The organism is Mesorhizobium sp. M0018 (assembly GCF_040323955.1).
GTDB lineage: Bacteria > Pseudomonadota > Alphaproteobacteria > Rhizobiales > Rhizobiaceae > Mesorhizobium.
This window is the reverse complement of sequence record NZ_JAMYVL010000021.1, coordinates 82,330-104,593: the sequence shown is the minus strand read 5'-3', so window position 1 is coordinate 104,593 and position 22,264 is coordinate 82,330. Positions and strand designations below refer to the sequence as shown.

The following is a 22,264-nucleotide window of genomic DNA, read 5'->3' as shown; positions in this document are numbered from 1 at the left end:
GACGATGAGGGCGGCGCGGCTCCATGGACCCGGCGACCTGCGCGTCGAGGATATCGCCGCGCCAGGCGCTCCCGAGCCAGGCTGGGTGAAGCTGAGGGTCGATGCCGCAGGCATTTGCGGTTCCGATCTCCACAACTTCCGCACGGGCCAATGGATAAGCCGATCGCCTTCCACGGCCGGCCATGAGCTGACAGGCACGGTGATTGCCATCGGCGAGGGCGTGGATACCGTCGGTGTTGGCGACCGAGTGGTCGCCGATTCCCGTTTCTGGTGCGGAGAATGCGCGCAATGCCATGCAGGCAAGCGGCATCTTTGCACGTCGCTGGGCTTTGTCGGCGAGATATGCGACGGCGGATTTGCCGAACAGGCGGTCCTGCCCGCACGCCTCCTGCACATCGTCAATGCCGTGCTTGACGAACGGGTCGCGGCGATGGCCGAGCCGCTGGCTGTAGCGTTGCACGCAGTGCGGCGTCTGCCGAAAACGGCCGGGTCCGTTCTTGTCGTCGGCTGCGGGACCATTGGCGGGCTTGCCGCACTGCTGCTTTCCCGGACATTCGCAGGTACCGTGCTCGTCGCCGACCGCAATCAGGGCCGCTGCGCCCGCGTGGCGCGGGTCACCGGCGCCAGCATCGTCGATTTGAACCGGAACGCCATCGCCGCCGCCACCGCGGATGCCCCCTTGCTCGCTGCCGTCGAAGCGACCGGCAGCATCGCAGCACTCGGCCAGTTGCTCGGCGTTCTCGACGCCGGCGGCACCGTTGCGATGGTCGGCATATTCCACGGCCGCCTCGATATCGATCCCAACATCCTGGTTGAACGCGAAATCGCATTGCTGGGATGCCACGCCTTTGCCGATGAGCTTCCCGACGCCATCCGGATGCTCGGCGAATTGACCGAGCCCATGGTCGAACTGATCGACCGGGAGATCGGCCTGGATGATGTTCCCGCAGCCTATAAGCGGTTGTTGGCGGGACAGGGCGATGGCTTGAAAACAATCATCCGGATGCGGTCTGCCGGGCGCGTGTGATTTCCGAACCTTGCCGGAAAGGATTTTTGTAATGATCACTTTGCCCGACACCGCCAGCCCTCTTTACGAGAAGGTCAAGGACTACATCCTGACGAATATCGGAACGGGGCGATGGAGCAAGGACCGCAAGCTGCCGTCCGAAAATGAATTCGTGGCGACACTCGGCGTGTCTCGGATGACGGTCCATCGTGCCTTGCGGGAGTTGACCTCTGCGGGTTTTCTGATCCGGCTCCAGGGCGTCGGCACATTCATCGCGCCGCCTCGACCGCAATCCGCACTGATCGAGATCAACAACATCGCGGCGGAAATTGTCGCGCGGGGAAACAGGCATCGCTCTGAGGTTATCGTCCTCGAAAAGATCACGCCGACAAAGGAGCTCGCGCTTTCGTTTGAGTTTGCAAAGCGCGTGTCGGTCTATCATTCCATCGTCGTCAACTTCGAGAACGACCTGCCTGTGCAACTGGAAGAGCGCTTCGTGAACCCGGGCCTGATACCCGGCTATGACAAGCAGGATTTTTCCAAGACAGCGACCTACGACTACCTCATGCAGAAAACCCCCGTGACGGAGGTCGAGCACATCATCTCGGCGACCCCTGCCGATGCCGAGACGGCGCGGTATCTGGGCATCGACGTCGGCAGCTGCTGCCTGTTTCTGCATCGCCGGACATGGACGGGCGCCGTCGTTGCCACGATCAGCAAGCTGACTTACGTTGGCAGCCGCTACTCGCTTGGCAGTCGATATTCTCCATCCAAAAAAACCTGATCGCAGTGAAGCGAATCAGAGTCGGAAGGAGGGGGGCTAACTTGTATATGCATGTATGTATTTAGCCTTGACATCCGCTGTTGCTGACGTTGAAGTGTCGTCGCACTTTCGTTGAACGGACAGCTAAGATGCCGAGGCACGGTGCCGCAAGAGCAGAAGCCCGCATTCTCACCAGGCCGGATGTTTGGTTCAAAAAAGCGGCCTGATCATCAAGGGGAACAAGATGATGCGTAACCTAGCAGGACAATTTCGGGCACTCGTTATGGCTGCTGCCGTCGGGTTTGCCCCGGCGGTCTACGCGGCCGACACGACAATTCCGGCGACGCCTGAGGCAGGAACATTCAAGATAGGCATCGAGCCATGGCTTGGCTACGGCCAGTGGCACGTCGCCGAAGCCAAGGGTCTGTTCAAGGCAAACGGGCTGTCCGACGTGCAGATCGTGAACTTCGCCGAGGACAAGGACATCAACGCCGCCCTGGCGAGCGGCCAGCTCGATGCCGCCAACATCGCGACCCACACGGCTATGGGCATGGTTGCGGCCGGCCTGCCGGTGAAGATCGTGCTTCTGCTCGACGTCAGCATGACGGCGGACGCCATGATCGCCGGCAAGGACATCGCCTCCGTCGCCGACCTCAAGGGCAAACAGGTGGCTTTCGAGGAAGGCACGACGAGCGACATCCTGCTCAAATACGCGCTCGCCAAGAACGGCATGTCCATCGCCGATGTCCAGCCGGTTCCAATGCCGGCGGCGGATGCCGGCAGTGCGTTGATCGCCGGCCAGGTCCCGGTCGCGGTTACCTATGAGCCCTATCTCACCGCGGCCAGGGCACAGAACAAGGACGTCAAGCTGCTCTTCACCGCAGGCGAAGATCCCGGCCTGATCAGTGACGTGTTGGTGGTGCGCGATGAGGTGATCAAGTCGCGTCCCGGCCAGGTGCTTGCCATGATCAAAACCTGGGATGCGGCCCTGAAGGCTTACAATGCCGACACGCCCGACGGCCGGGCGATCATCTCCAAGGCGGTTGGTTCGAGCGTCGAAGACCTCAACACCGCCTTTGATGGCGTGCGTTACTATACTCTCGCCGAAAACAAGGATGCGCTGACGGGCGAATTTTCCACCAAGACATTCGCCGATGTCGAGGCAGCCGCCAAGAACGCCGGGCTGCTTCAGGCGGACGTGACGCCGGAGCAGATGATCGACCCGTCATTCGTCAAGGCCGCGAAATGACGAGGGCCGGCTCGCGGTGGTGACGCAAATGTCCGAGCAGCGTGCGACCAAGCCAAGCCCGTCTCACGCAGCGCCGGGGCAGGTGATCAAACAGCCGATGCGCCGTCGCCCCTCCAGCGGGGTAGGCGCGCCCATCGCACGCTCGCGCTTCCTGATGATAGCAGTGGCGGTTTTTGCCGGCCTTGGCCTCGCCTGGTGGGCGGCAACGGGGTTGGGGCTGGTAAAGCCGATTTTCCTGCCCTCGCCGGGGAGCGTGGTGACCCAGCTCGGCAAGCTCTCGGGTGACGGCACGCTGTGGCTGGATCTCAGGACCTCAATATACCGTATTTCTGTTGGCTTCCTCATCGCCTCGGCATTGGCGATTCCGATTGGCGTGCTGATCGGCAGCTTCAGGACTTGGGAAGCGGCGATCGAGCCGCTTGTGGATTTCATCCGCTACATGCCGGTGGTCGCTTTCGTGCCCCTCTCCATCCTGTGGTCGGGGACCGGCGATGCCCAGAAGTTCCTGATCATCTTCATCGGCACCTTCTTCCAGCAGGTGCTGATGATCATGGACAATGTGAAGCGGGTTCCCGCTGATTTCATCGGCCTTGGCAGGACGCTCGGCCTGCCGGATCGCAGGATCCTGACGCGCATCGTGGTTCCCAGCGCCTTGCCAGGCATCTGGGATACGTTGCGCATCAGTCTCGGCTGGGCATGGACCTGGCTGGTGTTGGCGGAACTTGTCGCGGCGACATCAGGGCTCGGCTACCGCATCACCGTGTCCCAGCGTTATTTCCAGACAAACACCATCATCGGCTACATCTTGCTGCTGGGCGTGCTTGGCCTCATCACCGACCAGGTCATGAAGGCACTGGGAAAAGTGCTGTTCCGGCAGGAGGGCCACGTGCAATGAGGCCGGGCCGATGAGTTTGCCCAAATTGCGGATCGAGGGTCTCCACAAGAGCTTCGGCACGGGCGCGCGGCGCACGGAAGTGCTGCGCGATATCAATCTCGATCTTGCCGACAACGAGTTCGTCTCGCTGGTGGGCACGTCGGGTTGCGGCAAGAGCACTCTGCTGTCGATCGTTGCCGGACTGCAGGATTTCGACGCGGGAGATCTTGCCATCGATGGCGCGCCGATCCTGCAGCCGGGCCTCGACCGCGGCGTCGTCTTCCAGTCCTACACCCTGCTTCCCTGGCTGACGGCGCAGCAGAACATCGAGTTCGCCCTCAAGGCCGCGGGTCATGATCGCGCGACCTGCCGCAGGATAGCACGCGAGCATCTCGATCTGGTCAAGCTCCCTCACAGCGCCAATCGTTATCCGTCTGAGCTTTCGGGCGGCATGAAGCAACGGGTGGCCATAGCGCGTGCTCTTTCCTATCGACCCAAAATGCTTCTGATGGACGAGCCCTTTGGCGCGCTCGATGCCTTGACCAGGCATCAGATGCAGGAACTCCTGACGCAGATCTGGGAGGAGCACAGGCTCACCGTGCTCTTCGTCACCCATGATGTGGAAGAAGCCGTCTACCTGTCGGACCGCATCGTCGTGATGGGGATCGGCCCAGGACGCATCATGCAGACCTTCAATGTCGACATCGAGCGCCCGCGCCGGGAAGAGGTCATGGAAACCCCGGCCTTCATGGATTTGCAGCGCAGCGTGCACAAGGCGATCCGCGAGGCCTCAAAACGTCCCGAAATGGTTTAGGCGGGCCACTCAATTACTTACAATCGGCGACCAGCGTTGCGCCCAATCTCGATATCGCGCCATCGCGATTCCTGACCAGGGGAGCCGCGATCGGCGGCTTCTCCTCAACCTCGAAAAAAATTTGCAGGACAATGTCGATTTCCTAAATTCCGTTCGTCGTTTCGATGCCGGGCCGGTGAGTCCGGCTCAACAAGGAGACAGACGATGCGTGTGATGGTGCTCGTGAAGGCTACCGAGGACAGCGAAAAGGGCTTTGTCCCCACGCCCGAGGCGAAGGAGGCGATGGAGGCGATGGGCAGGTTTAACGACGAGCTGCGCAATGCCGGCATCTTGCTCGACGCCGATGGCCTCAAGCCCTCCTCGCAGGGCAAGCGCGTTGCCTTCGATGGCCCCCGCCGGACGGTCATCGACGGCCCTTTCGCCGAGACCCGCGAACTGGTCGCCGGCTTTTGGCTCTGGGAAGTCAAGGACATGGACGAGGCGGTCGCCTGGGTGAAGCGCTGCCCCAATCCCATGCCGGGACCGAGCGAGATTGAAATCCGGCCGCTGTACGAGATGGCTGATTGGCAATGGGAATCTGACGCCGGAGGTCACGGAAATCCATGACCGGACGCGCGAGAAGCTCAGCGGCAACTGAACCTGTCGGCCGCAACCTGCTTTGCCTTCGTTATGGCTTTGGCCGATAAGGCAGCATGACGGCAGGCGAGACGCAGCAGGCGATCGAGGCGATTTTTCGCATTGAACGGGCCCGGCTCATCGCGGGCCTGGCCCGCCTCGTGCGCAATGTCGATCTTGCAGAGGAACTGGTGCAGGACGCCCTCGTCATAGCCCTATCCGAATGGTCCAGGACCGGCGTTCCGGCCAATCCTGGCGCTTGGCTGATGACAGTCGCCAAACACCGCGCCATCGATGCGATTCGTCGCGACAAGATGCGCGAGCGCAAGCATGAGGAGATCGCGCGGGAGCTGGACGGCGAGTGCGACGGTACGGCCGAGGGAAACGAAATGGCCATGAACAACGATCTTGGCGACGAACTGCTGGGCCTCATCTTCACAGCCTGCCACCCCATACTTTCGGCCGACGCCCGCGCGGCCCTCACGCTGCGTGTCATCGGCGGCCTGACGACGGACGAGATCGCCCGTGCTTTCCTGTCGAGCGAGGTGACGATCGCCCAGCGCATCGTCCGCGCAAAGCGGACGATCGGAAAGGCCAGGCTCAGCTTCGAGGTGCCGCGCGGCGCCGAGCGTGCGGCGCGTCTGTCCTCGGTGCTGGAGGTCATCTATCTCATCTTCAATGAAGGCTATGCCGCCACGGCAGGCGACGACCTTGTCCGGCCGAGCCTGTGCCTGGAGGCACAACGGCTCGGCCGCATGCTGGCGGGGTTGATGGCCGAGGATGCCGAGGTGTTCGGCCTGCTGGCTCTGATGGAAATCCAGGCATCGCGCCTGCCGGCACGCATCGGGCCGGACGGCGCCCTCTTGACCCTGACCGAGCAAAACCGCGCGCGCTGGGACCAGCTGCTGATCCGCCGAGGCCTTGACGCGCTGGCCCGTGCCGAAGCCCTCGGGGGCGATGGCCCCTATGTGTTGCAGGCCGCGCTTGCAGCCTGTCACGCGCGGGCGCGCAGTCCGGCCGACACCGACTGGCCCCGCATCGCAGCGCTCTACGACCGGCTGCGTGCAGTGATGCCCTCGCCGGTGGTCGATCTCAATCGAGCGGTCGCCCACAGCATGGCCTTCGGGCCCGAAGCGGGCCTGCGGCTGGTAGACGAGATTGCCGACGCCGCCGCCTTGCGCAATTATGCGCCATTGCCGGCGGCGAGGGGCGATTTTCTGTTTCGGGCCGGCCGGCTGGCCGAGGCCCGCGCCGAATTCGAGGCTGCGGCCAAGCTCACCCGCAACGTGCGCGAAGCGGCCTTTCTCCTCGCCCGCGCAGACGCTTGTGGTTGACAGCATCGCTCTCCGTGCCCGACGCGCCGCTCGGCAACATCGAAAGCCGCCAGTTCGCTCCCGGCCAGCCCCCTTCAATGAGCGTGATCAGCTCGCAACGCGAAAGGGATTAACGATGCGCAAGCCTTCGTCGAGCGCCATTCCGTGCTGCATGTCCTCTGACCAGAGTGTATCGCAGCCAGCGTGAACCGCCGCGGAGGCGATCATCGCTTCATAGGTGGAAAGGCCGTACCGCTCGGCGAGCCTCAATCGGTTTATTCATTTTGGAGGAGAGGGCCTCGATCATGCCAGCAACTGCGTCGGCACGCCGAGAATCGGTCCTGCCTCGGCGAGTCGCTGGTCGAGGGTCCACACCGTGGCGCCATGCTCCGATGCCGTCGCGAGGTGCAGGGCGTCGCCAGCACGAAGCCCGAGGATATGCTGATCGGCGAATTTCGCGGCGACCCGAAAATGCCCGCCCGTCACCGGCAGCACGGTGAAGCTCTCAGCGACAAGCCTATTGAACATCGCGAGCGCTGCCGCGCGTTGCTCCAGGTCGATCTGTCCGGTCCGAAGCTTGATCGCCATGGCGGAGGACATCTCGGTGATGGTCCAGTCGCTGATCACAAGTTGCGCTGGGTCCTGCTCCGCCAGCCAGCCCTGAACGCGCGCGGTCATGGCTTTGTTGGATAGCGCCGCGATGATCAGCGAAGTATCGAGATAGGACGTCAATAGCGATCGCCATCTCGCATCGATCGCACCAGATCGGCGGCAGCCTGAGCCTGCAGAGGCATGGTTGCGGTCAGGGATTGGAGCAGGACGGCGTCGATCCGTTTGCGAGGGCGGGCCACGGCCGTGAGCCTGGCGACCGGCTTGCCACGCCGGGTTATGTCGATCGAGTCTCCAGCCTCGACCCGGTCGACGAGCTCACTCAGATGTGCCTTGGCGTCCGCCAAATTGACCGCGTCCATCTCAGCTCCTGACCATGTAGATGGTCATATAGCATATAAACGCGTGACAATTCCAGTGCAGAGCACGGCGAATAGGCAACTGGCTGCGTGAGCGAAGCAGGTGACCTGCAACGAGAATTATGCCGCTTCCCGCTTGACTCACACATATCCCGGTGGTTATACATCGATCAATAGCCGAAGGGTTATCGATCCCAATGCCAAACGCTCACGATGTACTCTTCAGAACGCTTGCCGATCCGACTCGGCGCGCTATTTTTGAGCGGCTGTGTCGCGAAGGAGAGCAGACGGTCGGGGCTCTGACGGCTCAGGCCGGGATCTCGCAACCGGCCGTGTCAAAACATCTCGGCGTTTTGAGGCAGGCCGGGCTCGTGCGCGACCGCCATGCAGGGCGACAGACCCATTATAGCGCGCAGCTTGCTGCGCTTGCCCCCCTGATCGACTGGACAAGCCAGATGACCGGGTTCTGGCAGAGCCGGTTCGACGACCTCGAAGACCTGCTCAAAAGGATGGACCAGTGAACCGAACGTCGACCGAAACGCTCTCCGTCGTTGTCGAACGGGAAATCGCTTATCCGCCCGAGAAGATCTGGCGCGCGCTCACGCAACCACACTTGATCGAGGAGTGGCTCATGAAAAATGACTTCAAACCTGTCGCGGACCACCGTTTCAATCTTCACGCAGACTGGGGCGCTGTCGAATGTCAGGTGCAGACGGTCGAGCCGAACAGAACACTGACTTACACGTGGGATACCAAGGATCTCAAGAGTGTCGTCTCCTGGACCCTCACCCCCACGAGCACCGGAGCCCGCTTGCGCATGGAACAGTCGGGCTTCCGGCCGGATCAGCAGCCTTACTTCCGGGGTGCCAAAGTCGGCTGGCCGAGGTTCTTTGACGATCTGGAGCAGGTTCTGGCGCGGACGGACTGAGATCCGCTGGGCTATCCAGGCAAGGGCTCTGTTACAGAGCGACATCACGAGGCGATAATGGAGGCAAGCCAATGAAGATCAAGTTGGCCAAAGTATACGTGGACGACCAGAAAAAGGCACTGGGCTTTTACACCGAAACGCTCGGCTTTACCAAGAAGGCCGATTTCAGCAATGGGCCGTTTCGCTGGCTGACCGTCGCATCACGCGACGAGCCGGACAGTGCCGAGCTGCAACTCGCGCTCAATGACAACCCCGCTGCAAAGACCTACCAGCAAGCCATTTTCCAGCAGGGCCAGCCCGCGGTCATGTTCTTCACCGATAACGTCAAGGGCGACTACGAGCGCATCAAAGCGCGCGGCGCCGAGTTCACGATGCCGCCGACCGAAGTAACCGGCTCGACCATCGCCCAGCTGAACGACAACTGCGGCAATCTCGTTCAAATCACCCAACTGGCGCGCTGGTAAAGCATGCGTTCAGTGGCGTGGCTGCCCGGCGGGAGTCGCCAAACGGGCTGCCCGATCCGCTTCGGTTCGTCTTCAGAGGAGGTCTCAATGGATTGGAACAAATGGGTTCGGCAGATCCACCGCTGGCTATCGATTATCTTTGCGACGGTCGTCGCCGCCATCTTCATCAGCCTGGGAGTAGGCAAGGAACCCGCCTACTGGGTATACCTCTTGCCGCTGTTTCCACTCGGCTTGCTCCTGCTTACCGGGCTGTACATGTTCGTGCTGCCTTACGCTCCCAAGTGGCGCAACGCAGGGGGCACCGGCGCATTGGAGTGAACGCATGGCCGACAAGACGTCCATCAAGTCAGCGGCGGTCGCGAAGAAGCCCGCCGCCAAGCCTGCAGCCGCCAAGCCGGTCCTCCTCGCAGGCGGCAACCCGCAGATCCCGAAGGGTGATGGTGACGCTCCCGTGCAGGCCTACATCGCGGCCATGCCGGGCTGGAAACGCGACGTCGGACGCCGCCTCGACGCACTCATCGAGCGCAACGTTCCCAACCTGCGCAAGGCCGTCAAATGGAACTCGCCCTTCTATGGCGTAGAGGGTCAAGGCTGGTTCCTCAACTTCCATTGCTTCACAAAGTACATCAAGCTGGCTTTCTTCCGCGGCACGTCGCTGCATCCTGTCCCTCCAGGCGAGTCCAAGCACAAGGACGTGCGCTACCTCGACATCCGCGAGGACGACCAGCTCGACGAAGCTCAACTCACCGGCTGGGTAAAGCAAGCCAGCCAGTTGCCTGGCGAGCGAATGTGAGTGGAATGCGAGTCATCCCGCAAACCCGGTGCCGACTAGCGGTATTCATGTGACGGGCGAGCGGCAACAACCCTAGGGAAAGTGACAATGATGATGAAGAGTGGCTCTATGGAAGGAAATGCAGAGAGCTCTCCCTCTCAGCTGATAGATGCGAGGATCAGTGAGCTGGGCGATTGGCGAGGCAAGACGCTTTCCCATGTCCGTGCTCTCGTCAAGCAGGCCGACCCGGAAGTGGTCGAGGAGTGGAAGTGGCGAGGCGTTCCGGTGTGGTCGCACGCCGGAATAATCTGCACCGGCGAGACCTACAAGAACGTCGTGAAGGTGACCTTCGCAAAGGGCGCCTCCCTGCAGGATCCTTCAGGCCTGTTCAACTCCAGTCTCGAAGGCAACACCAGGCGCGCCATCGATATCCGTGAGGGCGAAGACATAGATGAGAATGCGTTCAAGGCGCTGATACGCGCTGCTGCCGCCCTGAACACGGCCCGATAGTCAGCTCCGGCCGATATGGTCGGCTAGCGGGCCGAGAGCGGCGAGCAAAGCTTCGCCGGTGGCTTGCGTCGCGTTCTCATGCGGCGCGCGCAGGTTCAGCCAGCGTCTGTCGCCGGACCGTACCGCCAGCACTGCCTTCATCGCGGAGATGAGGCCGGCGTCCTGGATGATTTTGCGGAACGCCTTAATGGCGGCATCCGCGTCAGTAATGTCCTCTCCCGCCAGCGCTGCGTCGTAGAGGGCCCGGATCGCTGCGGCATTCAGATTGACCGTCGCCGAGATGCAGCCCGCAGCACCGTTGGCGAGGCCTTTCGTCAGCTGTGCTTCCGAACTCGGGAACACCGCGACCCCTGGAGCTGCCGCAATGACCGCCACGGTGTTGTTCCAATCGCCGGCGCTGTCCTTGTAAGCCACCACGACATCCGGAAACGCTTGGCTCAAGCGGGCGGTCAGCGCCGGGCTCACCGGTACGCCGGAATTCTGCGGAATGTGGTAGAGGATCATCCTCATCGCCGGGTTCGCCACCCGTTCGATCAGCTCGCCATAGTAGCGGGCCTGTCCGTTGTCGCCGGCGGCCGTATAGAAGAACGACGGCAGCACCATCACCCCGGCACAGCCGAGCCCGACGGCATGCGCCGTCAGCTCGACGGTCTCGGCAAGTGCTGTGACACCGGTGCCGGGCATCAGATGGCTTGGCGAAATGCCGGCCTCGACCAGCCACTCCAGCGCTTGCATGCGCTCGCGCAACGAGACGGACAACGCCTCGCCCGTGGTGCCGAACGGCGACAGGAAATGCGCTCCCTGATCCAGCACCCACTTGGCGTGTGATATCCAGAGGTCGCGGGCAATGCGGCCGTCGTTTTCGAACGGCGTCAGGATCGGTGCGATGGTTCCTTGTGGGCGGATCATGTGCGTCCTTCTACGGGTGAAAATCTGTGCTGTGCTCAAAGCCGGGCATCAGAAATGTCGAGCAAGCTACATGAGGCAGTGTTGCTGAGTACCGGCCGTTCGACCTCGAAATCAAGCCGCTCGCGCATAGGCGCGCGATTGTGATCGGGCGGCGGTTCTGAGGCTCTCGAGGTATATCCTTGTCACGGGATAACCTCGTCCGGCCGAAAGGGGGGTGACAAACGAGTTCTGCTGTTTCATCAATGCCGCCTTTTGAGGAGAAGCCCATGCGCAGCATCGGCGTCGGCATTATCGGCTGCGGCAACATTTCGGATGCCTATCTGAAGGCATCGCCACAATTCCCGGTGCTCGACATTGTCGGCGTCGCCGACGTCAACCGGACGGCGGCCGAGGCCAAGGTAGCGACCTACGCCCTGGCTGCCATGCCGGTCGACGCGCTGTTGGCCGATCCGCGCGTCGAGATCGTGCTCAACCTGACGACGCCGCAGCATCATGTGCCGGTCGGCCTGCAGGCTGTCGGGCAAGGCAAGCACGTCTATTCCGAGAAGCCGCTGGCAACGACGCTCAGCGACGCCGAGCGGCTGGTCGCGGCCGCGCGCGAAAAGGGCGTGCGCGTCGGCTGTGCACCCGACACCTTTCTTGGCGGCTCCCACCAAACGGCGCGGCGGCTGGTCGATAAGGATACGGTCGGGACCATTGTCGCCGGCTCTGCCTTCATGCAGGTGCCCGGCCACGAGCTCTGGCATCCCAATCCGGATTTCTACTATCAGCCCGGCGGCGGGCCGATGCTCGACATGGGACCGTACTACCTGACCTGCCTGGTCAATCTCCTGGGTCCGGTAAAATCCGTGACCGGGCAGGCGAAGTCATCCTACGCCACCCGCACCATCGGTTCTGGACCGCGCCAGGGCGAGACCATCCGGGTCGAGGTGCCGACCCATATTTCCGGCCTGCTCGCATTCGAGAATGGCGCCGCGGTCTCGATCACCACCAGCTTCGACGTCTGGAAGCATGAACACAATCACATCGAACTTTACGGAACCACGGGCTCGATGATCGTCTCCGATCCCAACCAGTTCCAGGGCGACATCAGGACCAGCCAGTGCAAGGGCGACTGGACGGTGGCCGATCAGATCCATTCCTATGGCGACGGCAATTACCGGGGCCTCGGCCTTGCCGACATGGCGCAGGCGATCGTCTCGGGCAGGCAACACCGCGCCAGTCTCGATCTTTCCCTCCATGTCCTGGAAATCATGGAATCGATCATCTCTTCAGCAGAGATAGGCCAGCGTATCGACCTGAGATATGGCTGCGCCCGGCCGGCGCCGATGCAGGCCGACCTGCCTTTCGGAATTCTGGAATAGGGAATAATGCGATGAGCAAGACGGCACTGATTTTCTGGGGCGGCTGGGAAGGTCACACCCCGGCCCGGAGCGCCGAAATCGTCAAGGAGATGCTGGCCGGCAACGGCTTCGACGTGCAGCTGGAGCAGGGGACTTCGGCGCTTGCCGATCCGCAGCTGGGCATGCTCGATCTCATTGTCCCGGTGATCACCATGTCGACGATCGAAAAGCCGGAGCTGCAAAACCTGACCAGCGCCGTCAGGGCCGGCACCGGCCTTGCGGGCTTTCACGGCACCATGTGCGACAGCTTCCGCAACGAGCCGGAATACCAGTTCATGACCGGCGGCCAGTGGGTCGCCCATCCCGGCAACATCATCGACTATCACGTCGACATCACCAGGCCAGACGATCCGGTCATGCAGGGCATCGACGGCTTCGCCTACCGTTCAGAGCAGTATTACATGCATGTCGATCCGACCAACGAGGTGCTGGCGACGACTACTTTCACCGGCGAGCATCTCGATTTCATCGCCGGCGTCGTCATGCCGGTCGTCTGGAAGCGCCGCTACGGCAAGGGCCGCGTCTTCTACAGCGCGCTCGGCCACACCGCCGACGAGTTCGCCGTGCCGCAAATGCGCACGATGTTCGAACGCGGCGCGATTTGGGCCAGCCGAAACTCGGACCTTGCATAGCCGTTCAATCTGAACGCCACGTACCGTTGTAATCTCTCATAGGGGGCGGCCCGAACGCAGACACAGGCACTGGGCTGCGGCAAGCAATTGACTGCCATGGTAGTATCCAATACATCAGCGGTCCTCATCGAGAAATTCCGCAGCTGGAGGTCGAATGGAGCAGACGTGGCGATGGTTTGGGCCGAGCGACGCAGCAACGCTTGCCCATGCCAGGCAGGCCGGCGCGACCGGCATCGTGACGGCACTGCACGACATCCCTTACGGCGAAGTCTGGCCGATCGACGCCATCAGGCAGCGCCAGGCGCTTATCGAAGCGGATCCGGCGATGGGCCTGAAATGGAGCGTCGTCGAGAGTGTGCCCGTGCACGAGGACATCAAGCTCGGCCGCGGCGATCTCGACCGGCTCTACGACAATTTCAGGCAGACCTTACGCAATCTCGGCGCCTGCGGTGTGCGCACGGTCTGCTACAACTTCATGCTGATCCTCGACTGGACCCGGACCGACCTGGCTGCGCCGCTGCCGGGCGGCGGACGGGCGCTCCGCATGAACATGCACGAGCTTGCCGCGTTCGATTGCTACATGCTGCAGCGCAAGGGATCGGAGCGCGACTATGCGTCCGATGTTCTCCAGCGGGCGAGCGAATGGTTCGAGACGACGCCGGATACGTCAAAAGAGCGTCTGCTCGCCAACATCATGGCCGGCCTGCCGGGCGCCTTCAAACGCTACGACATAGCAGAATTGCGCGAAGTGGTGGCCGAGCAGTCGGGCCTGTCGCACGACCGGCTGCGCGAGAACCTCGTCCGTTTTCTCGAAAACGTGCTGCCGGCGGCCGAAGAGGCGGGCGTCACGTTGGCGATCCACCCGGACGATCCGCCGCGCGATCTCGTCGGCCTGTGCCGGATCGTCAAGAACGCCGACGACATCGCCCTTATCCTGGACGCCGTGCCATCGGCCCATAGCGGCCTCACCTTGTGCACCGGGTCGCTGGGCGCCAACCCGGCCAATGACGTGCCCGCCATCGCCAGGCGCTTTGCGCACAAGATAAACTTCGTGCATCTGCGCAATGTCAGCATGGACCCGGACGGCTCGTTCATGGAATCCGAGCATCTGAGCGGCGATGTCGACATGGTCTCGGTGGTCTCGATCTTGCTCGACGAGCAGCAACGCCGCCGCGATGCCGGTGAACCGGCGGCGCTGCTGCCGTTTCGCCCGGATCATGGCCACGAGCTGATTGATGACGCCGCGCGGCACACCCATCCCGGCTACCCCGTGATCGGCCGTCTTCGCGGCCTTGCCGAATTGAGAGGCGTGATGACAGCGATTGCCCATCAGCGCGGCTACCGGCTGCAATGACGGCGCCCCGCCTGCTCTGCGTCGGCGCGCTCACCTACGACACGATCTTGCGCCTCGATGTCCTGCCCTCCGGCGCCGGCAAGTTCCTGCCGAGCGAGGCCGTGCAGATCGCGGCCGGGATGGCGGCAAGCGCCGCCGCGTCAGCCAGCCGCCAGGGCGGGCAGGTCTGGCTATGGGCAAGCGTCGGCGACGATGCTGTCGGCCGCGATGTCATCGGCCAGATGGAGGCGGAGCGGGTCGACTGTTCGCTGGTGCGCAGGGTTGAAGGCGGTCGCTCGGCCATTGCCACGATCCTGGTCGATGCCGCCGGCGAGCGTATGATTGTGCCCTTCTACGATGCAATCACGCAAGCCGATCCTGACCGTCTTCCGCCCGCGGATTTTTCCCGCTTCGACGCCGTGCTGGTTGATGTCCGCTGGCCCGGAGCCGCGGCCCTGGCGCTGGCGAAGGCTCGCGAGTGCGGCATCCCGGCGATCCTTGACGCCGATGTCGCGTCGCGACCGGTGCTCGACCGGCTACTGCCGCTCGCCTCGCATGTCGTTGCTTCGCTGCCGGCGGCACGCATCCTTTGCGGTCCAGAGGTTTCCGCCGGTTCCGCCGTCGCCATTCTCGGCGAACGGACCGGCGCCTTCGTGGCGGTCACCGATGGGGCGAACGGCACCGCGTTCCGGCACCCGGGCGGCAATGATGTCCGTCATCTGCCGTCGCCGCGGGTCGAAGCCGTCGACACCCTGGCGGCAGGCGACGTGTTTCACGGCACCTTCGCTCTCGGTCTGGCCGAAGGTTGGGACGAAGAGCGGGCGGTAGCAGTGGCCAGCGCCGCCGCCGCGCTAAAGTGCCTGCGCTTTGGCGGACGTCTTGGCGCACCGACGCGCGCGGAAACGCTGGCTTTCATGCAAGGATCGACATGACGCCGAACACGGTTGGGCCGGTTCGGCAAAGAAGGGCACGTCAAGTGGCGCCGATCGACTACCATGGCAGTCGCTGCGCAACTGTTCGAGGGAGAATAAATGGCTGAGTTCAAAAAACGCGCACTGGTCACGGGGGCGGCCATGGGCATCGGCCGTGCTGTCGCCGAAAGGCTGGCCGGGCAAGGCGTCGACCTGATTCTGTTCGACCGGGCGGGCGATCAGCTGGATGACGTCGCGGCGCAGCTTTCGGCGCGCGGCGTGACCGTGCACACCGTGCTTGGCTCGACCGCCGACACTGAAGCCTGTGGCCGCGCCGTCGAGCTTGCCCGATCCGCGTTCGGCGGGCTCGACATGCTCTCCCACAATGCCGGCATCCAGCGTTACGGAACGGTGGAGACCACGGACGAGGCGCTTTGGGACGAGGTGATGAACGTCAACCTCAAGGCTGCCTACCTGCTCTCCCGCGCGGCGATGCCGCTGCTGCGGCAAAGCCGCGGCGCCATCGTCCATATGAGCTCGGTGCAGGGTCTGGCCAGCCAGGAAGGGGTTCTGGCCTACAGCACGGCCAAGCACGGCCTGATCGGGCTGGTCAAATCGATGGCCGTCGATTATGCGCCGCTCGGTGTGCGCGTCAATGCCGTCGCTCCGGGCGCCGTCGACACGCCGATGCTGCGGGATGCGGTCAAGCTCAACGATAAGCCCGACGAGATCCTGCGCATCCTCGACAACATGCATCCGCTCGGCCGTACCGCCCAGCCGCAAGAGATTGCCGCAGTCGTCGCCTTCCTGCTGTCCGACGATGCCTCCTTCGTCACCGGCGAGGTCGTACGCGTCGATGGCGGCCTGCTGGCGCGCATCGGCGGTTCTCCGCGCAAGGAATAACGTCGGCGCTGCTGCTTGCGCAGGCATTTCATGAACGGCTTGAAGCTGCAGAGCCTATAAGGGGTCGCCGATGGCACGGCTTTTGGGAACGCGGACCATCACCGAGGGGCGGCTCGACGAAACCGCCCCCGGCGCTTCAGTCGCGGCTAGGACGTTCGAGGTTTTGCTCGACCAGATCCTGACCTTCCGCCTGAAGCCGCACGAGCTGATTTCTGAAAAGGCGATGTCGGAAGCCCTCGGCGTGAGCCGCACGCCGGTCAGGGAGGCGCTCGCCCGGCTGGCCGGTCTTGGCTTGATCGACATTTATCCGCAGCGCGGCAGCATGGTGGCGCCGCTCCGGATTGCCGATCTCGAGAAATCGCAGTTTCTGCGCGAAGCGCTCGAAGTCGGCCTGATCAAGCGCGCGGTCGAGAGCCCGCGTCGCGCCGAACTGCTCGCCATGCTCAAAGGCGAACTGGCGGTCCAGGAGACGTTCGCCTCCATCGCGGACGACAGGCGCTTTTTCAAGTCGGACGAGCTGTTCCACCAGCACATCGCCAGCCATGCCGGCTTCCCCGGAATCTGGGCCGACATCAGCGCGGCGAAGCTGCACATGGACCGCTTCCGTTTCCTGTCTTTCCCGCGCCTCGACAGCATGTCGGTGGTTCTCGGCCAACATCGGCGGATTGTCGATACGCTCGAGCAGGCCGACGCGCTTGCGGCGGAAGAGGCGATGCGAACGCATCTTCGCCGCATCTTCGAGGTGCTCGAAATCGTCCAGGAGCGCTATCCCTATTATTTCGAGGCAAACGGCAGTGTGAGCCCGCTTTCGGCCGGCTCAATCCAAGCCTGAGCCTTTCTTGCGCGCTTCCGAAGGTGTCTTGGTCTTGCTGCCGGATGTGTCGGAAGCTGGCTCGGCTTTGCGATTTTGACCCTCACCGCCTTGCTCGTTGCGGAGCTGCTTTTCCACTATCGATCGCGATCCTTCCGCCGGGTCTTGTTCAGGATGAGTATCGGTTCCCGTCATGTCGGTTCCTATCCATTTTGATCAATTGCGTGCGGCGTGGGCTGACCTCCGCCGCCGGTTCTGTCGCGCCCGATCATCAGCCAGGCGGCGAACAGCACGACCAGTACGACCACGATCCAGGCGACGAAACGAGGCATCGGCCTCATGTCCCTCGCCGCCGCTTGCTGCCGCGTGCCTCCGGATCGGAGCCGGCCTCGACCGTTGGATCGGGCACGACCGGGCCGCGTTCGGCCTCGGAACCCTCAGCTTCGATCTCCTGCACGGCCTGATCCCAATGCTCGCGCTCGCGTCCTTGCGGACGGCCTTCGCGCTCCCAGATCTCATGGGCTCGCTGCCTGATACGCTCTTCCCTGTCCATGGCCTTTGCCTCGTCATCCCCTAATCCGGCGATCGCTGGTTTGTTCCGCGGTGCCAGCGCCGTTCATCGCGATTCAGTTGACCTGATCACCCAGCGCTCTAGATCAAACTTCGCGCCGAAGTCGCCTGGTGCCGGGGAGAACAATCGTGTGGCAGCAACGCTACAAGCACGTATTGTAAATGCCGTTACAGCCGTCGGTTCTCGACCAGACCGCCTGCGCTTGCTGCTGATAATATTTGTAGTGACGGCATGCTCGCCTTCCGGCCAGGTCGAGCAGCAGTCGAAAACCGCGGCTTCCGCCACACAGACCGCATCGCTGGTCCTGGAGAGCTGGATCGCTGGGGAAGCCCCGTCGGAATACACGTCGCGCACTTTGCAATCGGCCGGCAAGGCGCTCGCCGATGCCGGTGCGCAAATCCAGTCCGGCAAGTCGCCTGAGTCCAGCGGCCAAGCCGGTCTGAAGATGGCGGTTGGACGGCTTTCGGCAGCGGTAATTCGCGCGGCGACGGCCGTGCAGAACGGCAACCGCTCGGAAGTGGAACACGCGCAGCAGGATCTGCGGGCCGCCGCCGCCGACCTGAGCACGTCCTACGCGAAATATTTCGCGCCGAAATCATGAAGAAGCTGCTCGAAATATCGCTCGGCGTCGTCACCAGCGTTGGCGGCTTTCTTGAGGTCGGATCAATGGCGACCGCCGCTCAGGCCGGCGCCGCGTTCAGGTTTCAGCTGATATGGGCCGTCGTCCTGGGCACGATCTGCATCATCTTCCTGGTCGAAATGGCCGGACGCTTCGCCGCAGTTAGTCATCACACCATCGCCGACGGGATCCGGGAACGGTTTGGCTTCAACGCCTTTCTGTGGCCGTTGCTCGCCACTTTGCTGGTTAACTTCCTGGTCATGGCAGCCGAAATCGGCGGTGTTGCGATTGCGCTCGAGCTCGCCACCGGCATCGGCTTTCAGTGGTGGGCGCTGCCGGTCGCTTTTCTGGCATGGCTGTTCCTTTGGAAAGGCACGTTCGGATTCATCGAAAAAGGCGTCGCGATCCTCGGGCTGGTCACGCTGTGCTTCGTGGTTGGCGCCGTCATGCTGAAGCCCGATTGGGGGCAGGTCGCGGCCGGGGCCGTGCCAACACTGCCGGATCACGACGCGGCCAACTACTGGTTCATGGCAGTCAGCATTCTTGGTGCGTCGATCTCGCCCTATCTGTTCATGTTCTATTCGTCGGGAGCGATCGAGGACGAGTGGGACAAGAGCTATCTCGGAGCCAATCGGGCGATTGCCGGCCTGGGCATGAGTTTTGGCGGCACAATCGCTATGGGTGTGCTGATTGTGGCGGCGCTCGTTCTGGCAGCACACGGCATAGTGCAGGTCGACGACTACCACCAACTGCCGCTGATGCTGATTCAGATCTTCGGTTTCTGGGGGTTCGTCCTGTTCGTTGCGTCACTAGGCATTGCCTGCTTCGGCGCCGCGCTCGAAATCGGCCTGCAGCAAGCCTACCTTGTGGCGCAGGGTTTCGGCTGGACCTGGGGCGAGAACCTGAAACCGCGCGACGACCCGGGTTTCAGCACCGTGTATACGGTCTCGCTGTTTCTCGCCGCCATTCCGATCGCACTGGGTCTCGATCCGCTGAAGCTCACCATCTTCTCCATGGCGCTGACGGCCGCCAGCCTGCCGCTAACCGTGGTGCCGTTCCTCTTCCTGCTGAACGACGAGCGTTATATCGGCGAGCACCGCAATGGCATCATCGCGAATGCCGCGGTTATCTTCATCATCGCGCTCGGTTTCTTGCTCGCGATCGTGACCATTCCTTTGCAGATGTTCGGAGGCACGTGATGGATTTGCTGCGTGACATCCTGGACAAGCAAGTGGTCGACCGCGAGCAGGTCAAGATCGGCAAGGTTGACGGGCTGGTGGCCGAACTCAGGCCAGGCAAGCCGCCAAAAATCATTGCGGTCGAGCTCGGCTCGATCACGCTGGCGCGCCGGCTTGGCCAGCGGCCCGGGCGCTGGATGGCGCGGCTTGCGGCAAGGCTCGGCGGCAAGCGCCATGCCGAGCCGCACCGCATCGCCTGGAACAAGGTGCGCGACATCGGCGTCGACATCGAGTTCGATATCGACGTCCGCGAAACGGCGATTTTCGACTGGCAGGACTGGCTGCGCGATCATGTCATTGGGCGTATCCCGGGAGCTGGATGATGGCTACTATCAATCTCGAGCAATTGGCTGGCAGGAATGTGCTTTCGCAGCGCGGCAAAAGCATCGGTCATATCGAGGAGATACGCGCAGAATCGGATGGCGACGACCTGGTGATTGCCGAGTACCATGTCGGCATCTACGCGGCCTTCGAGCGTCTGTCCGCTTCGGCCATCGGCATTGCGGTCCTCAATGTCTTTCGACTGCGCAGTCGCGACAGCATGTACCGCATCCCTTGGGACAAGCTCGACATCTCCGATCCGGCGCGGCCGCGGTTGTTATGCACGACGGAAGAACTTTCCGGTATGAAGGGGAGTATCGAGGGCGATAAACCGGAATGAACGATACTTTCCCGCCGTCGGAGAATGGGGTCCAGTGAAAGTCCTGGTTACCGGCGCCACCGGCCTAATCGGTGCCTCCGTCGTGGCACGCCTTCTTTCCGAAGGACATGAGGTGATCGGATTGGTCCGCAGCCCCGGCGCAAACCGGACCGGCAATTATCAATTGCTGGTGCTGGACATGGCGGTGGCGCTGCAGCCCGAAGACTGGCTACCGCATCTCAGGGGCATAGACGCCGTCGTCAATTGTGCCGGCGTTCTGCAGGATAGCCCTCGTGAAAAGACGCGCGAAGTCCATCGCGAGGCGGCGGCAGCACTCTTCCTCGCCTGTGCGCGGGCAGGGGTTGCCCGGGTGATCCACTTCTCGGCAATCGGCGTCGATCGGGCGCAGCCTTCGGCATTCTCGGCGACGAAGCTGGCTGGCGACCAAGCGCTTATGGCGCTTGATCTGGATTGGGTGATCCTGCGCCCGTCCGTGGTGCTCGGCCGGCCGGTGTTTGGGGCCAGCGCATTGTTTAGGGGTCTCGCCTCGCTGCCGGTGCTGCCGTCCATGCCCGGCACCGGCCCGCTCCAAGTGGTGCAGCTCGACGACGTGGTCTCAACCGTCGTCTTCCTTCTCGATCCCGCCAGTCCGTCTCGCATCGTGCTGGAACTTGTCGGTCCCGAACAGCTGAGCATGGACGAGGTCGTCGGCAGCTATCGCCGATGGCTCGGCTGGGCTCCTGCAGCCAGGTTTGTCTTGCCGGCGGCTGTTGCAAGGCTTCTCTACCGCCTCGGCGACCTTGCCGCGATGTTCGGCTGGCGTCCACCGATGCGCACCAACGCGGCCAGAGAGATTGCCCGAGGAGCGGTTGGAGATCCCTCGGACTGGACCGCCACGACCGGCATACGCCCGCAAACCCTGGCGGGCTTCCTCGCGCTCAATCCGGCAACGGTGCAGGAAAAATGGTTTGCCCGGCTGTATTTCATCAAGCCTGCGATCTTCGTCGTCCTGCCCTTCTTGTGGATCGTGACGGGAATTGTGTCGCTGACCACCGGCTACCGCAGCGGCGTCGATCTGATGCAAGGCACGGGGGCGGGCATCTTGTCGCCGCCGATCGTGATAGCCGGTGCTCTTGCCGACATCGCCGTCGGCGCGCTCCTAGCCTGGCGGCCGGCGGCGCGAAAAGGCCTCTATGGCGGCATCGCGCTCTCGCTCTTCTACCTGGTCGTCGGAAGCTTTCTGAGCCCCGAGCTGTGGAACGACCCGCTTGGGCCGTTCCTCAAGGTGTTGCCGATCCTGGTGCTGCACTTTGTGGCCTTGGCAGTGCTGGAGGAGCGTTGATGCTCTATTTCCTGCTGAAATTTCTGCATGTCATCGGCGCATCCGTGCTGCTTGGTACCGGCGCCGGTATCGCTTTCTTCATGTTGCTCGCCCACAGGACCGGCAATGCCGCGACGGTTGCGGCGGTGGCGCGTGTCGTCGTCGTCGCCGACTTCCTTTTCACCGCGACGGCCGTGGTCGCGCAACCTTTGACCGGAGCCGCGCTCGCCTGGCAGGCCGGCTACTCGCTGTCGGAGGGCTGGATCGTACTTTCAATCGCGCTCTATATCTTCACCGGAATGTTCTGGCTCCCGGTCGTCTGGATGCAAATGGAGATGCGCAAGCTGGCATCGCAAGCCGCCGCTGCAGGCGCGCCGTTGCCGCCGCGCTATCATCGGCTCTTCTGGCTGTGGTTCGCCTTCGGCTTCCCCGCCTTCGCTGCCGTACTCGGGATTTTCTGGCTGATGATCGCGCGGCCTGCGATCGAGTGGTAGGTCGCAGGCAGGTCCCACTGCGATAATGCCCAGTCAAAGCACTACGGAAAGATTCCGGCCCATGCAGCGCCATGTGCCGGAGCGGACCTGCGCCTCGACCTGTAAGTCGCACCGGAGTCCGGTCTCGTATCATTTCCAACCGCGCGCTCACCGCCATCGGCACAGGACAACATCCCGTCTTGAGGCTGGTTAGGCTTCGCTTA

At 62.8% G+C, this 22,264-nt stretch carries 31 protein-coding genes; 25 read left to right on the top strand and 6 right to left on the bottom strand.

The window, feature by feature from the left end:
• The first annotated feature begins 4 nt into the window (after positions 1 to 4).
• The 7 genes from NKJ81_RS25225 (at position 5) to NKJ81_RS25195 (ending at position 6,655) form a co-directional block, all read left to right on the top strand.
• Entirely contained in the window at positions 5 to 1,027 is a 1,023-nt protein-coding gene (locus tag NKJ81_RS25225; RefSeq protein ID WP_352542053.1) for a zinc-dependent alcohol dehydrogenase, read from the top strand.
• A gap of 31 nt (positions 1,028 to 1,058) precedes the next feature.
• A complete protein-coding gene (gene hutC / locus NKJ81_RS25220) occupies positions 1,059 to 1,790 on the top strand; it encodes a histidine utilization transcriptional repressor HutC (protein WP_352542043.1) in 732 nt (243 codons plus the stop codon).
• Between the two features lie 226 nt (positions 1,791 to 2,016).
• Complete coding sequence (locus NKJ81_RS25215; RefSeq protein WP_502893732.1) at positions 2,017 to 3,018, top strand: ABC transporter substrate-binding protein; 1,002 nt, start codon at positions 2,017 to 2,019, stop codon at positions 3,016 to 3,018.
• A 97-nt stretch (positions 3,019 to 3,115) separates the two neighbouring features.
• Positions 3,116 to 3,913: an ABC transporter permease gene (locus NKJ81_RS25210; RefSeq protein WP_352542052.1), complete on the top strand. Its 798-nt coding sequence runs from the start codon at positions 3,116 to 3,118 to the stop codon at positions 3,911 to 3,913.
• Between the two features lie 10 nt (positions 3,914 to 3,923).
• A complete protein-coding gene (locus tag NKJ81_RS25205; protein WP_352451005.1) occupies positions 3,924 to 4,706 on the top strand; it encodes an ABC transporter ATP-binding protein in 783 nt (260 codons plus the stop codon).
• A gap of 204 nt (positions 4,707 to 4,910) precedes the next feature.
• Positions 4,911 to 5,312 carry a YciI family protein gene (locus tag NKJ81_RS25200; protein WP_051406115.1) on the top strand — a complete coding sequence of 134 codons (402 nt, stop codon included), beginning with the start codon at positions 4,911 to 4,913 and terminating at the stop codon, positions 5,310 to 5,312.
• An 86-nt stretch (positions 5,313 to 5,398) separates the two neighbouring features.
• The gene (locus NKJ81_RS25195; RefSeq protein ID WP_352473445.1) at positions 5,399 to 6,655 is read left to right on the top strand and encodes an RNA polymerase sigma factor; all 1,257 of its coding nucleotides are present in this window, start codon (positions 5,399 to 5,401) and stop codon (positions 6,653 to 6,655) included.
• A 282-nt stretch (positions 6,656 to 6,937) separates the two neighbouring features.
• Here the strand turns inward: NKJ81_RS25195 and NKJ81_RS25190 are convergent, their stop codons facing one another.
• A complete protein-coding gene (locus NKJ81_RS25190; RefSeq protein WP_352473444.1) occupies positions 6,938 to 7,366 on the bottom strand; it encodes a type II toxin-antitoxin system VapC family toxin in 429 nt (142 codons plus the stop codon).
• The gene (locus NKJ81_RS25185; protein ID WP_352468031.1) at positions 7,363 to 7,605 is read right to left on the bottom strand and encodes a type II toxin-antitoxin system Phd/YefM family antitoxin; all 243 of its coding nucleotides are present in this window, start codon (positions 7,603 to 7,605) and stop codon (positions 7,363 to 7,365) included. The genes NKJ81_RS25190 and NKJ81_RS25185 overlap by 4 nt, the downstream gene beginning before the upstream one ends.
• A 194-nt stretch (positions 7,606 to 7,799) precedes the next feature.
• On the opposite strand from NKJ81_RS25185, the gene NKJ81_RS25180 reads away from it, so the two are divergent.
• From NKJ81_RS25180 to NKJ81_RS25155, 6 genes are all read left to right on the top strand, one after another.
• On the top strand, positions 7,800 to 8,123 hold the full coding sequence (locus tag NKJ81_RS25180) for an ArsR/SmtB family transcription factor (protein ID WP_023716560.1): 324 nt from the start codon (positions 7,800 to 7,802) through the stop codon (positions 8,121 to 8,123).
• Positions 8,120 to 8,530 carry an SRPBCC family protein gene (locus NKJ81_RS25175; RefSeq protein ID WP_352473443.1) on the top strand — a complete coding sequence of 137 codons (411 nt, stop codon included), beginning with the start codon at positions 8,120 to 8,122 and terminating at the stop codon, positions 8,528 to 8,530. Before NKJ81_RS25180 ends, NKJ81_RS25175 begins: the two co-directional genes overlap by 4 nt.
• 71 nt (positions 8,531 to 8,601) lie before the next feature.
• Complete coding sequence (locus tag NKJ81_RS25170) at positions 8,602 to 8,994, top strand: VOC family protein (protein ID WP_352542042.1); 393 nt, start codon at positions 8,602 to 8,604, stop codon at positions 8,992 to 8,994.
• Between the two features lie 87 nt (positions 8,995 to 9,081).
• On the top strand, positions 9,082 to 9,312 hold the full coding sequence (locus tag NKJ81_RS25165; RefSeq protein WP_352473441.1) for a hypothetical protein: 231 nt from the start codon (positions 9,082 to 9,084) through the stop codon (positions 9,310 to 9,312).
• 4 nt (positions 9,313 to 9,316) lie between these two features.
• Positions 9,317 to 9,787 carry a DUF1801 domain-containing protein gene (locus NKJ81_RS25160; protein WP_352473439.1) on the top strand — a complete coding sequence of 157 codons (471 nt, stop codon included), beginning with the start codon at positions 9,317 to 9,319 and terminating at the stop codon, positions 9,785 to 9,787.
• Between the two features lie 90 nt (positions 9,788 to 9,877).
• Entirely contained in the window at positions 9,878 to 10,276 is a 399-nt protein-coding gene (locus NKJ81_RS25155) for a DUF1801 domain-containing protein (RefSeq protein WP_352473485.1), read from the top strand.
• Here NKJ81_RS25155 and NKJ81_RS25150 read toward each other — a convergent pair whose 3' ends face one another.
• Positions 10,277 to 11,185: a dihydrodipicolinate synthase family protein gene (locus NKJ81_RS25150; RefSeq protein ID WP_352473438.1), complete on the bottom strand. Its 909-nt coding sequence runs from the start codon at positions 11,183 to 11,185 to the stop codon at positions 10,277 to 10,279.
• Positions 11,186 to 11,451: 266 nt separating this feature from the next.
• Between NKJ81_RS25150 and NKJ81_RS25145 the strand changes: the two genes are divergently transcribed.
• The 6 genes from NKJ81_RS25145 to NKJ81_RS25120 all read left to right on the top strand — a co-directional run bounded on the left by NKJ81_RS25145 (position 11,452) and on the right by NKJ81_RS25120 (position 17,199).
• The gene (locus tag NKJ81_RS25145; RefSeq protein WP_352542041.1) at positions 11,452 to 12,549 is read left to right on the top strand and encodes a Gfo/Idh/MocA family protein; all 1,098 of its coding nucleotides are present in this window, start codon (positions 11,452 to 11,454) and stop codon (positions 12,547 to 12,549) included.
• Positions 12,550 to 12,560: 11 nt separating this feature from the next.
• A complete protein-coding gene (locus tag NKJ81_RS25140) occupies positions 12,561 to 13,220 on the top strand; it encodes a ThuA domain-containing protein (RefSeq protein WP_352473436.1) in 660 nt (219 codons plus the stop codon).
• A 154-nt stretch (positions 13,221 to 13,374) separates the two neighbouring features.
• Positions 13,375 to 14,574, top strand: a complete 1,200-nt coding sequence (uxuA, locus tag NKJ81_RS25135; RefSeq protein WP_352473434.1) for a mannonate dehydratase — start codon at positions 13,375 to 13,377, stop codon at positions 14,572 to 14,574.
• Positions 14,571 to 15,485, top strand: a complete 915-nt coding sequence (locus tag NKJ81_RS25130) for a PfkB family carbohydrate kinase (protein ID WP_352473433.1) — start codon at positions 14,571 to 14,573, stop codon at positions 15,483 to 15,485. The genes uxuA and NKJ81_RS25130 overlap by 4 nt, the downstream gene beginning before the upstream one ends.
• A 99-nt stretch (positions 15,486 to 15,584) precedes the next feature.
• Entirely contained in the window at positions 15,585 to 16,367 is a 783-nt protein-coding gene (locus NKJ81_RS25125) for an SDR family NAD(P)-dependent oxidoreductase (RefSeq protein WP_352451506.1), read from the top strand.
• Positions 16,368 to 16,437: 70 nt separating this feature from the next.
• On the top strand, positions 16,438 to 17,199 hold the full coding sequence (locus NKJ81_RS25120) for a GntR family transcriptional regulator (RefSeq protein WP_352473432.1): 762 nt from the start codon (positions 16,438 to 16,440) through the stop codon (positions 17,197 to 17,199).
• On the opposite strand, the gene NKJ81_RS25115 is transcribed toward NKJ81_RS25120, so the two are convergent.
• From NKJ81_RS25115 to NKJ81_RS25105, 3 genes are read right to left on the bottom strand one after another with little or no spacing between them, the layout of a single operon-like run.
• Positions 17,185 to 17,373 (bottom strand): hypothetical protein, encoded by a 189-nt coding sequence (locus NKJ81_RS25115; RefSeq protein WP_352473431.1) that lies wholly within the window; start codon positions 17,371 to 17,373, stop codon positions 17,185 to 17,187. The genes NKJ81_RS25120 and NKJ81_RS25115 overlap by 15 nt on opposite strands.
• An 8-nt stretch (positions 17,374 to 17,381) precedes the next feature.
• On the bottom strand, positions 17,382 to 17,510 hold the full coding sequence (locus NKJ81_RS25110) for a hypothetical protein (RefSeq protein ID WP_280952094.1): 129 nt from the start codon (positions 17,508 to 17,510) through the stop codon (positions 17,382 to 17,384).
• 5 nt (positions 17,511 to 17,515) lie between these two features.
• Positions 17,516 to 17,731 carry a DUF2934 domain-containing protein gene (locus tag NKJ81_RS25105; protein WP_023676165.1) on the bottom strand — a complete coding sequence of 72 codons (216 nt, stop codon included), beginning with the start codon at positions 17,729 to 17,731 and terminating at the stop codon, positions 17,516 to 17,518.
• Between NKJ81_RS25105 and NKJ81_RS25100 the strand changes: the two genes are divergently transcribed.
• The 6 genes from NKJ81_RS25100 to NKJ81_RS25075 are packed head-to-tail and all read left to right on the top strand — an operon-like array spanning position 17,730 to position 22,061.
• The gene (locus NKJ81_RS25100; protein ID WP_352473430.1) at positions 17,730 to 18,350 is read left to right on the top strand and encodes a hypothetical protein; all 621 of its coding nucleotides are present in this window, start codon (positions 17,730 to 17,732) and stop codon (positions 18,348 to 18,350) included. The two genes, NKJ81_RS25105 and NKJ81_RS25100, sit on opposite strands and share 2 nt — an antisense overlap.
• On the top strand, positions 18,347 to 19,567 hold the full coding sequence (locus tag NKJ81_RS25095) for an NRAMP family divalent metal transporter (protein WP_352473429.1): 1,221 nt from the start codon (positions 18,347 to 18,349) through the stop codon (positions 19,565 to 19,567). The genes NKJ81_RS25100 and NKJ81_RS25095 overlap by 4 nt, the downstream gene beginning before the upstream one ends.
• The gene (locus tag NKJ81_RS25090; RefSeq protein ID WP_352473428.1) at positions 19,567 to 19,929 is read left to right on the top strand and encodes a hypothetical protein; all 363 of its coding nucleotides are present in this window, start codon (positions 19,567 to 19,569) and stop codon (positions 19,927 to 19,929) included. The genes NKJ81_RS25095 and NKJ81_RS25090 overlap by 1 nt, the downstream gene beginning before the upstream one ends.
• Positions 19,929 to 20,267 carry a hypothetical protein gene (locus tag NKJ81_RS25085; RefSeq protein WP_352473427.1) on the top strand — a complete coding sequence of 113 codons (339 nt, stop codon included), beginning with the start codon at positions 19,929 to 19,931 and terminating at the stop codon, positions 20,265 to 20,267. The genes NKJ81_RS25090 and NKJ81_RS25085 overlap by 1 nt, the downstream gene beginning before the upstream one ends.
• A 34-nt stretch (positions 20,268 to 20,301) precedes the next feature.
• Positions 20,302 to 21,588 carry an SDR family oxidoreductase gene (locus tag NKJ81_RS25080; RefSeq protein ID WP_352473425.1) on the top strand — a complete coding sequence of 429 codons (1,287 nt, stop codon included), beginning with the start codon at positions 20,302 to 20,304 and terminating at the stop codon, positions 21,586 to 21,588.
• Positions 21,588 to 22,061 (top strand): DUF2269 family protein, encoded by a 474-nt coding sequence (locus NKJ81_RS25075; protein ID WP_352473424.1) that lies wholly within the window; start codon positions 21,588 to 21,590, stop codon positions 22,059 to 22,061. The genes NKJ81_RS25080 and NKJ81_RS25075 overlap by 1 nt, the downstream gene beginning before the upstream one ends.
• Positions 22,062 to 22,264 lie beyond the last annotated feature (203 nt).

What these genes read in the sequence shown, in the direction of transcription:
- NKJ81_RS25225 (WP_352542053.1), top strand. Translation starts at nt 5, where the DNA reads ATGAGGGCGGCGCGGCTCCATGGACCCGGCGACCTGCGCGTCGAGGAT.
- hutC (WP_352542043.1), top strand. Translation starts at nt 1,059, where the DNA reads ATGATCACTTTGCCCGACACCGCCAGCCCTCTTTACGAGAAGGTCAAG.
- NKJ81_RS25215 (WP_502893732.1), top strand. Translation starts at nt 2,017, where the DNA reads ATGCGTAACCTAGCAGGACAATTTCGGGCACTCGTTATGGCTGCTGCC.
- NKJ81_RS25210 (WP_352542052.1), top strand. Translation starts at nt 3,116, where the DNA reads ATGCGCCGTCGCCCCTCCAGCGGGGTAGGCGCGCCCATCGCACGCTCG.
- NKJ81_RS25205 (WP_352451005.1), top strand. Translation starts at nt 3,924, where the DNA reads ATGAGTTTGCCCAAATTGCGGATCGAGGGTCTCCACAAGAGCTTCGGC.
- NKJ81_RS25200 (WP_051406115.1), top strand. Translation starts at nt 4,911, where the DNA reads ATGCGTGTGATGGTGCTCGTGAAGGCTACCGAGGACAGCGAAAAGGGC.
- NKJ81_RS25195 (WP_352473445.1), top strand. Translation starts at nt 5,399, where the DNA reads ATGACGGCAGGCGAGACGCAGCAGGCGATCGAGGCGATTTTTCGCATT.
- NKJ81_RS25185 (WP_352468031.1), bottom strand. Translation starts at nt 7,605, where the DNA reads ATGGACGCGGTCAATTTGGCGGACGCCAAGGCACATCTGAGTGAGCTC.
- NKJ81_RS25180 (WP_023716560.1), top strand. Translation starts at nt 7,800, where the DNA reads ATGCCAAACGCTCACGATGTACTCTTCAGAACGCTTGCCGATCCGACT.
- NKJ81_RS25170 (WP_352542042.1), top strand. Translation starts at nt 8,602, where the DNA reads ATGAAGATCAAGTTGGCCAAAGTATACGTGGACGACCAGAAAAAGGCA.
- NKJ81_RS25165 (WP_352473441.1), top strand. Translation starts at nt 9,082, where the DNA reads ATGGATTGGAACAAATGGGTTCGGCAGATCCACCGCTGGCTATCGATT.
- NKJ81_RS25160 (WP_352473439.1), top strand. Translation starts at nt 9,317, where the DNA reads ATGGCCGACAAGACGTCCATCAAGTCAGCGGCGGTCGCGAAGAAGCCC.
- NKJ81_RS25155 (WP_352473485.1), top strand. Translation starts at nt 9,878, where the DNA reads ATGATGAAGAGTGGCTCTATGGAAGGAAATGCAGAGAGCTCTCCCTCT.
- NKJ81_RS25150 (WP_352473438.1), bottom strand. Translation starts at nt 11,185, where the DNA reads ATGATCCGCCCACAAGGAACCATCGCACCGATCCTGACGCCGTTCGAA.
- NKJ81_RS25145 (WP_352542041.1), top strand. Translation starts at nt 11,452, where the DNA reads ATGCGCAGCATCGGCGTCGGCATTATCGGCTGCGGCAACATTTCGGAT.
- NKJ81_RS25140 (WP_352473436.1), top strand. Translation starts at nt 12,561, where the DNA reads ATGAGCAAGACGGCACTGATTTTCTGGGGCGGCTGGGAAGGTCACACC.
- uxuA (WP_352473434.1), top strand. Translation starts at nt 13,375, where the DNA reads ATGGAGCAGACGTGGCGATGGTTTGGGCCGAGCGACGCAGCAACGCTT.
- NKJ81_RS25130 (WP_352473433.1), top strand. Translation starts at nt 14,571, where the DNA reads ATGACGGCGCCCCGCCTGCTCTGCGTCGGCGCGCTCACCTACGACACG.
- NKJ81_RS25125 (WP_352451506.1), top strand. Translation starts at nt 15,585, where the DNA reads ATGGCTGAGTTCAAAAAACGCGCACTGGTCACGGGGGCGGCCATGGGC.
- NKJ81_RS25120 (WP_352473432.1), top strand. Translation starts at nt 16,438, where the DNA reads ATGGCACGGCTTTTGGGAACGCGGACCATCACCGAGGGGCGGCTCGAC.
- NKJ81_RS25115 (WP_352473431.1), bottom strand. Translation starts at nt 17,373, where the DNA reads ATGACGGGAACCGATACTCATCCTGAACAAGACCCGGCGGAAGGATCG.
- NKJ81_RS25110 (WP_280952094.1), bottom strand. Translation starts at nt 17,510, where the DNA reads ATGCCTCGTTTCGTCGCCTGGATCGTGGTCGTACTGGTCGTGCTGTTC.
- NKJ81_RS25100 (WP_352473430.1), top strand. Translation starts at nt 17,730, where the DNA reads ATGGCCTTTGCCTCGTCATCCCCTAATCCGGCGATCGCTGGTTTGTTC.
- NKJ81_RS25105 (WP_023676165.1), bottom strand. Translation starts at nt 17,731, where the DNA reads ATGGACAGGGAAGAGCGTATCAGGCAGCGAGCCCATGAGATCTGGGAG.
- NKJ81_RS25095 (WP_352473429.1), top strand. Translation starts at nt 18,347, where the DNA reads ATGAAGAAGCTGCTCGAAATATCGCTCGGCGTCGTCACCAGCGTTGGC.
- NKJ81_RS25090 (WP_352473428.1), top strand. Translation starts at nt 19,567, where the DNA reads ATGGATTTGCTGCGTGACATCCTGGACAAGCAAGTGGTCGACCGCGAG.
- NKJ81_RS25085 (WP_352473427.1), top strand. Translation starts at nt 19,929, where the DNA reads ATGGCTACTATCAATCTCGAGCAATTGGCTGGCAGGAATGTGCTTTCG.
- NKJ81_RS25075 (WP_352473424.1), top strand. Translation starts at nt 21,588, where the DNA reads ATGCTCTATTTCCTGCTGAAATTTCTGCATGTCATCGGCGCATCCGTG.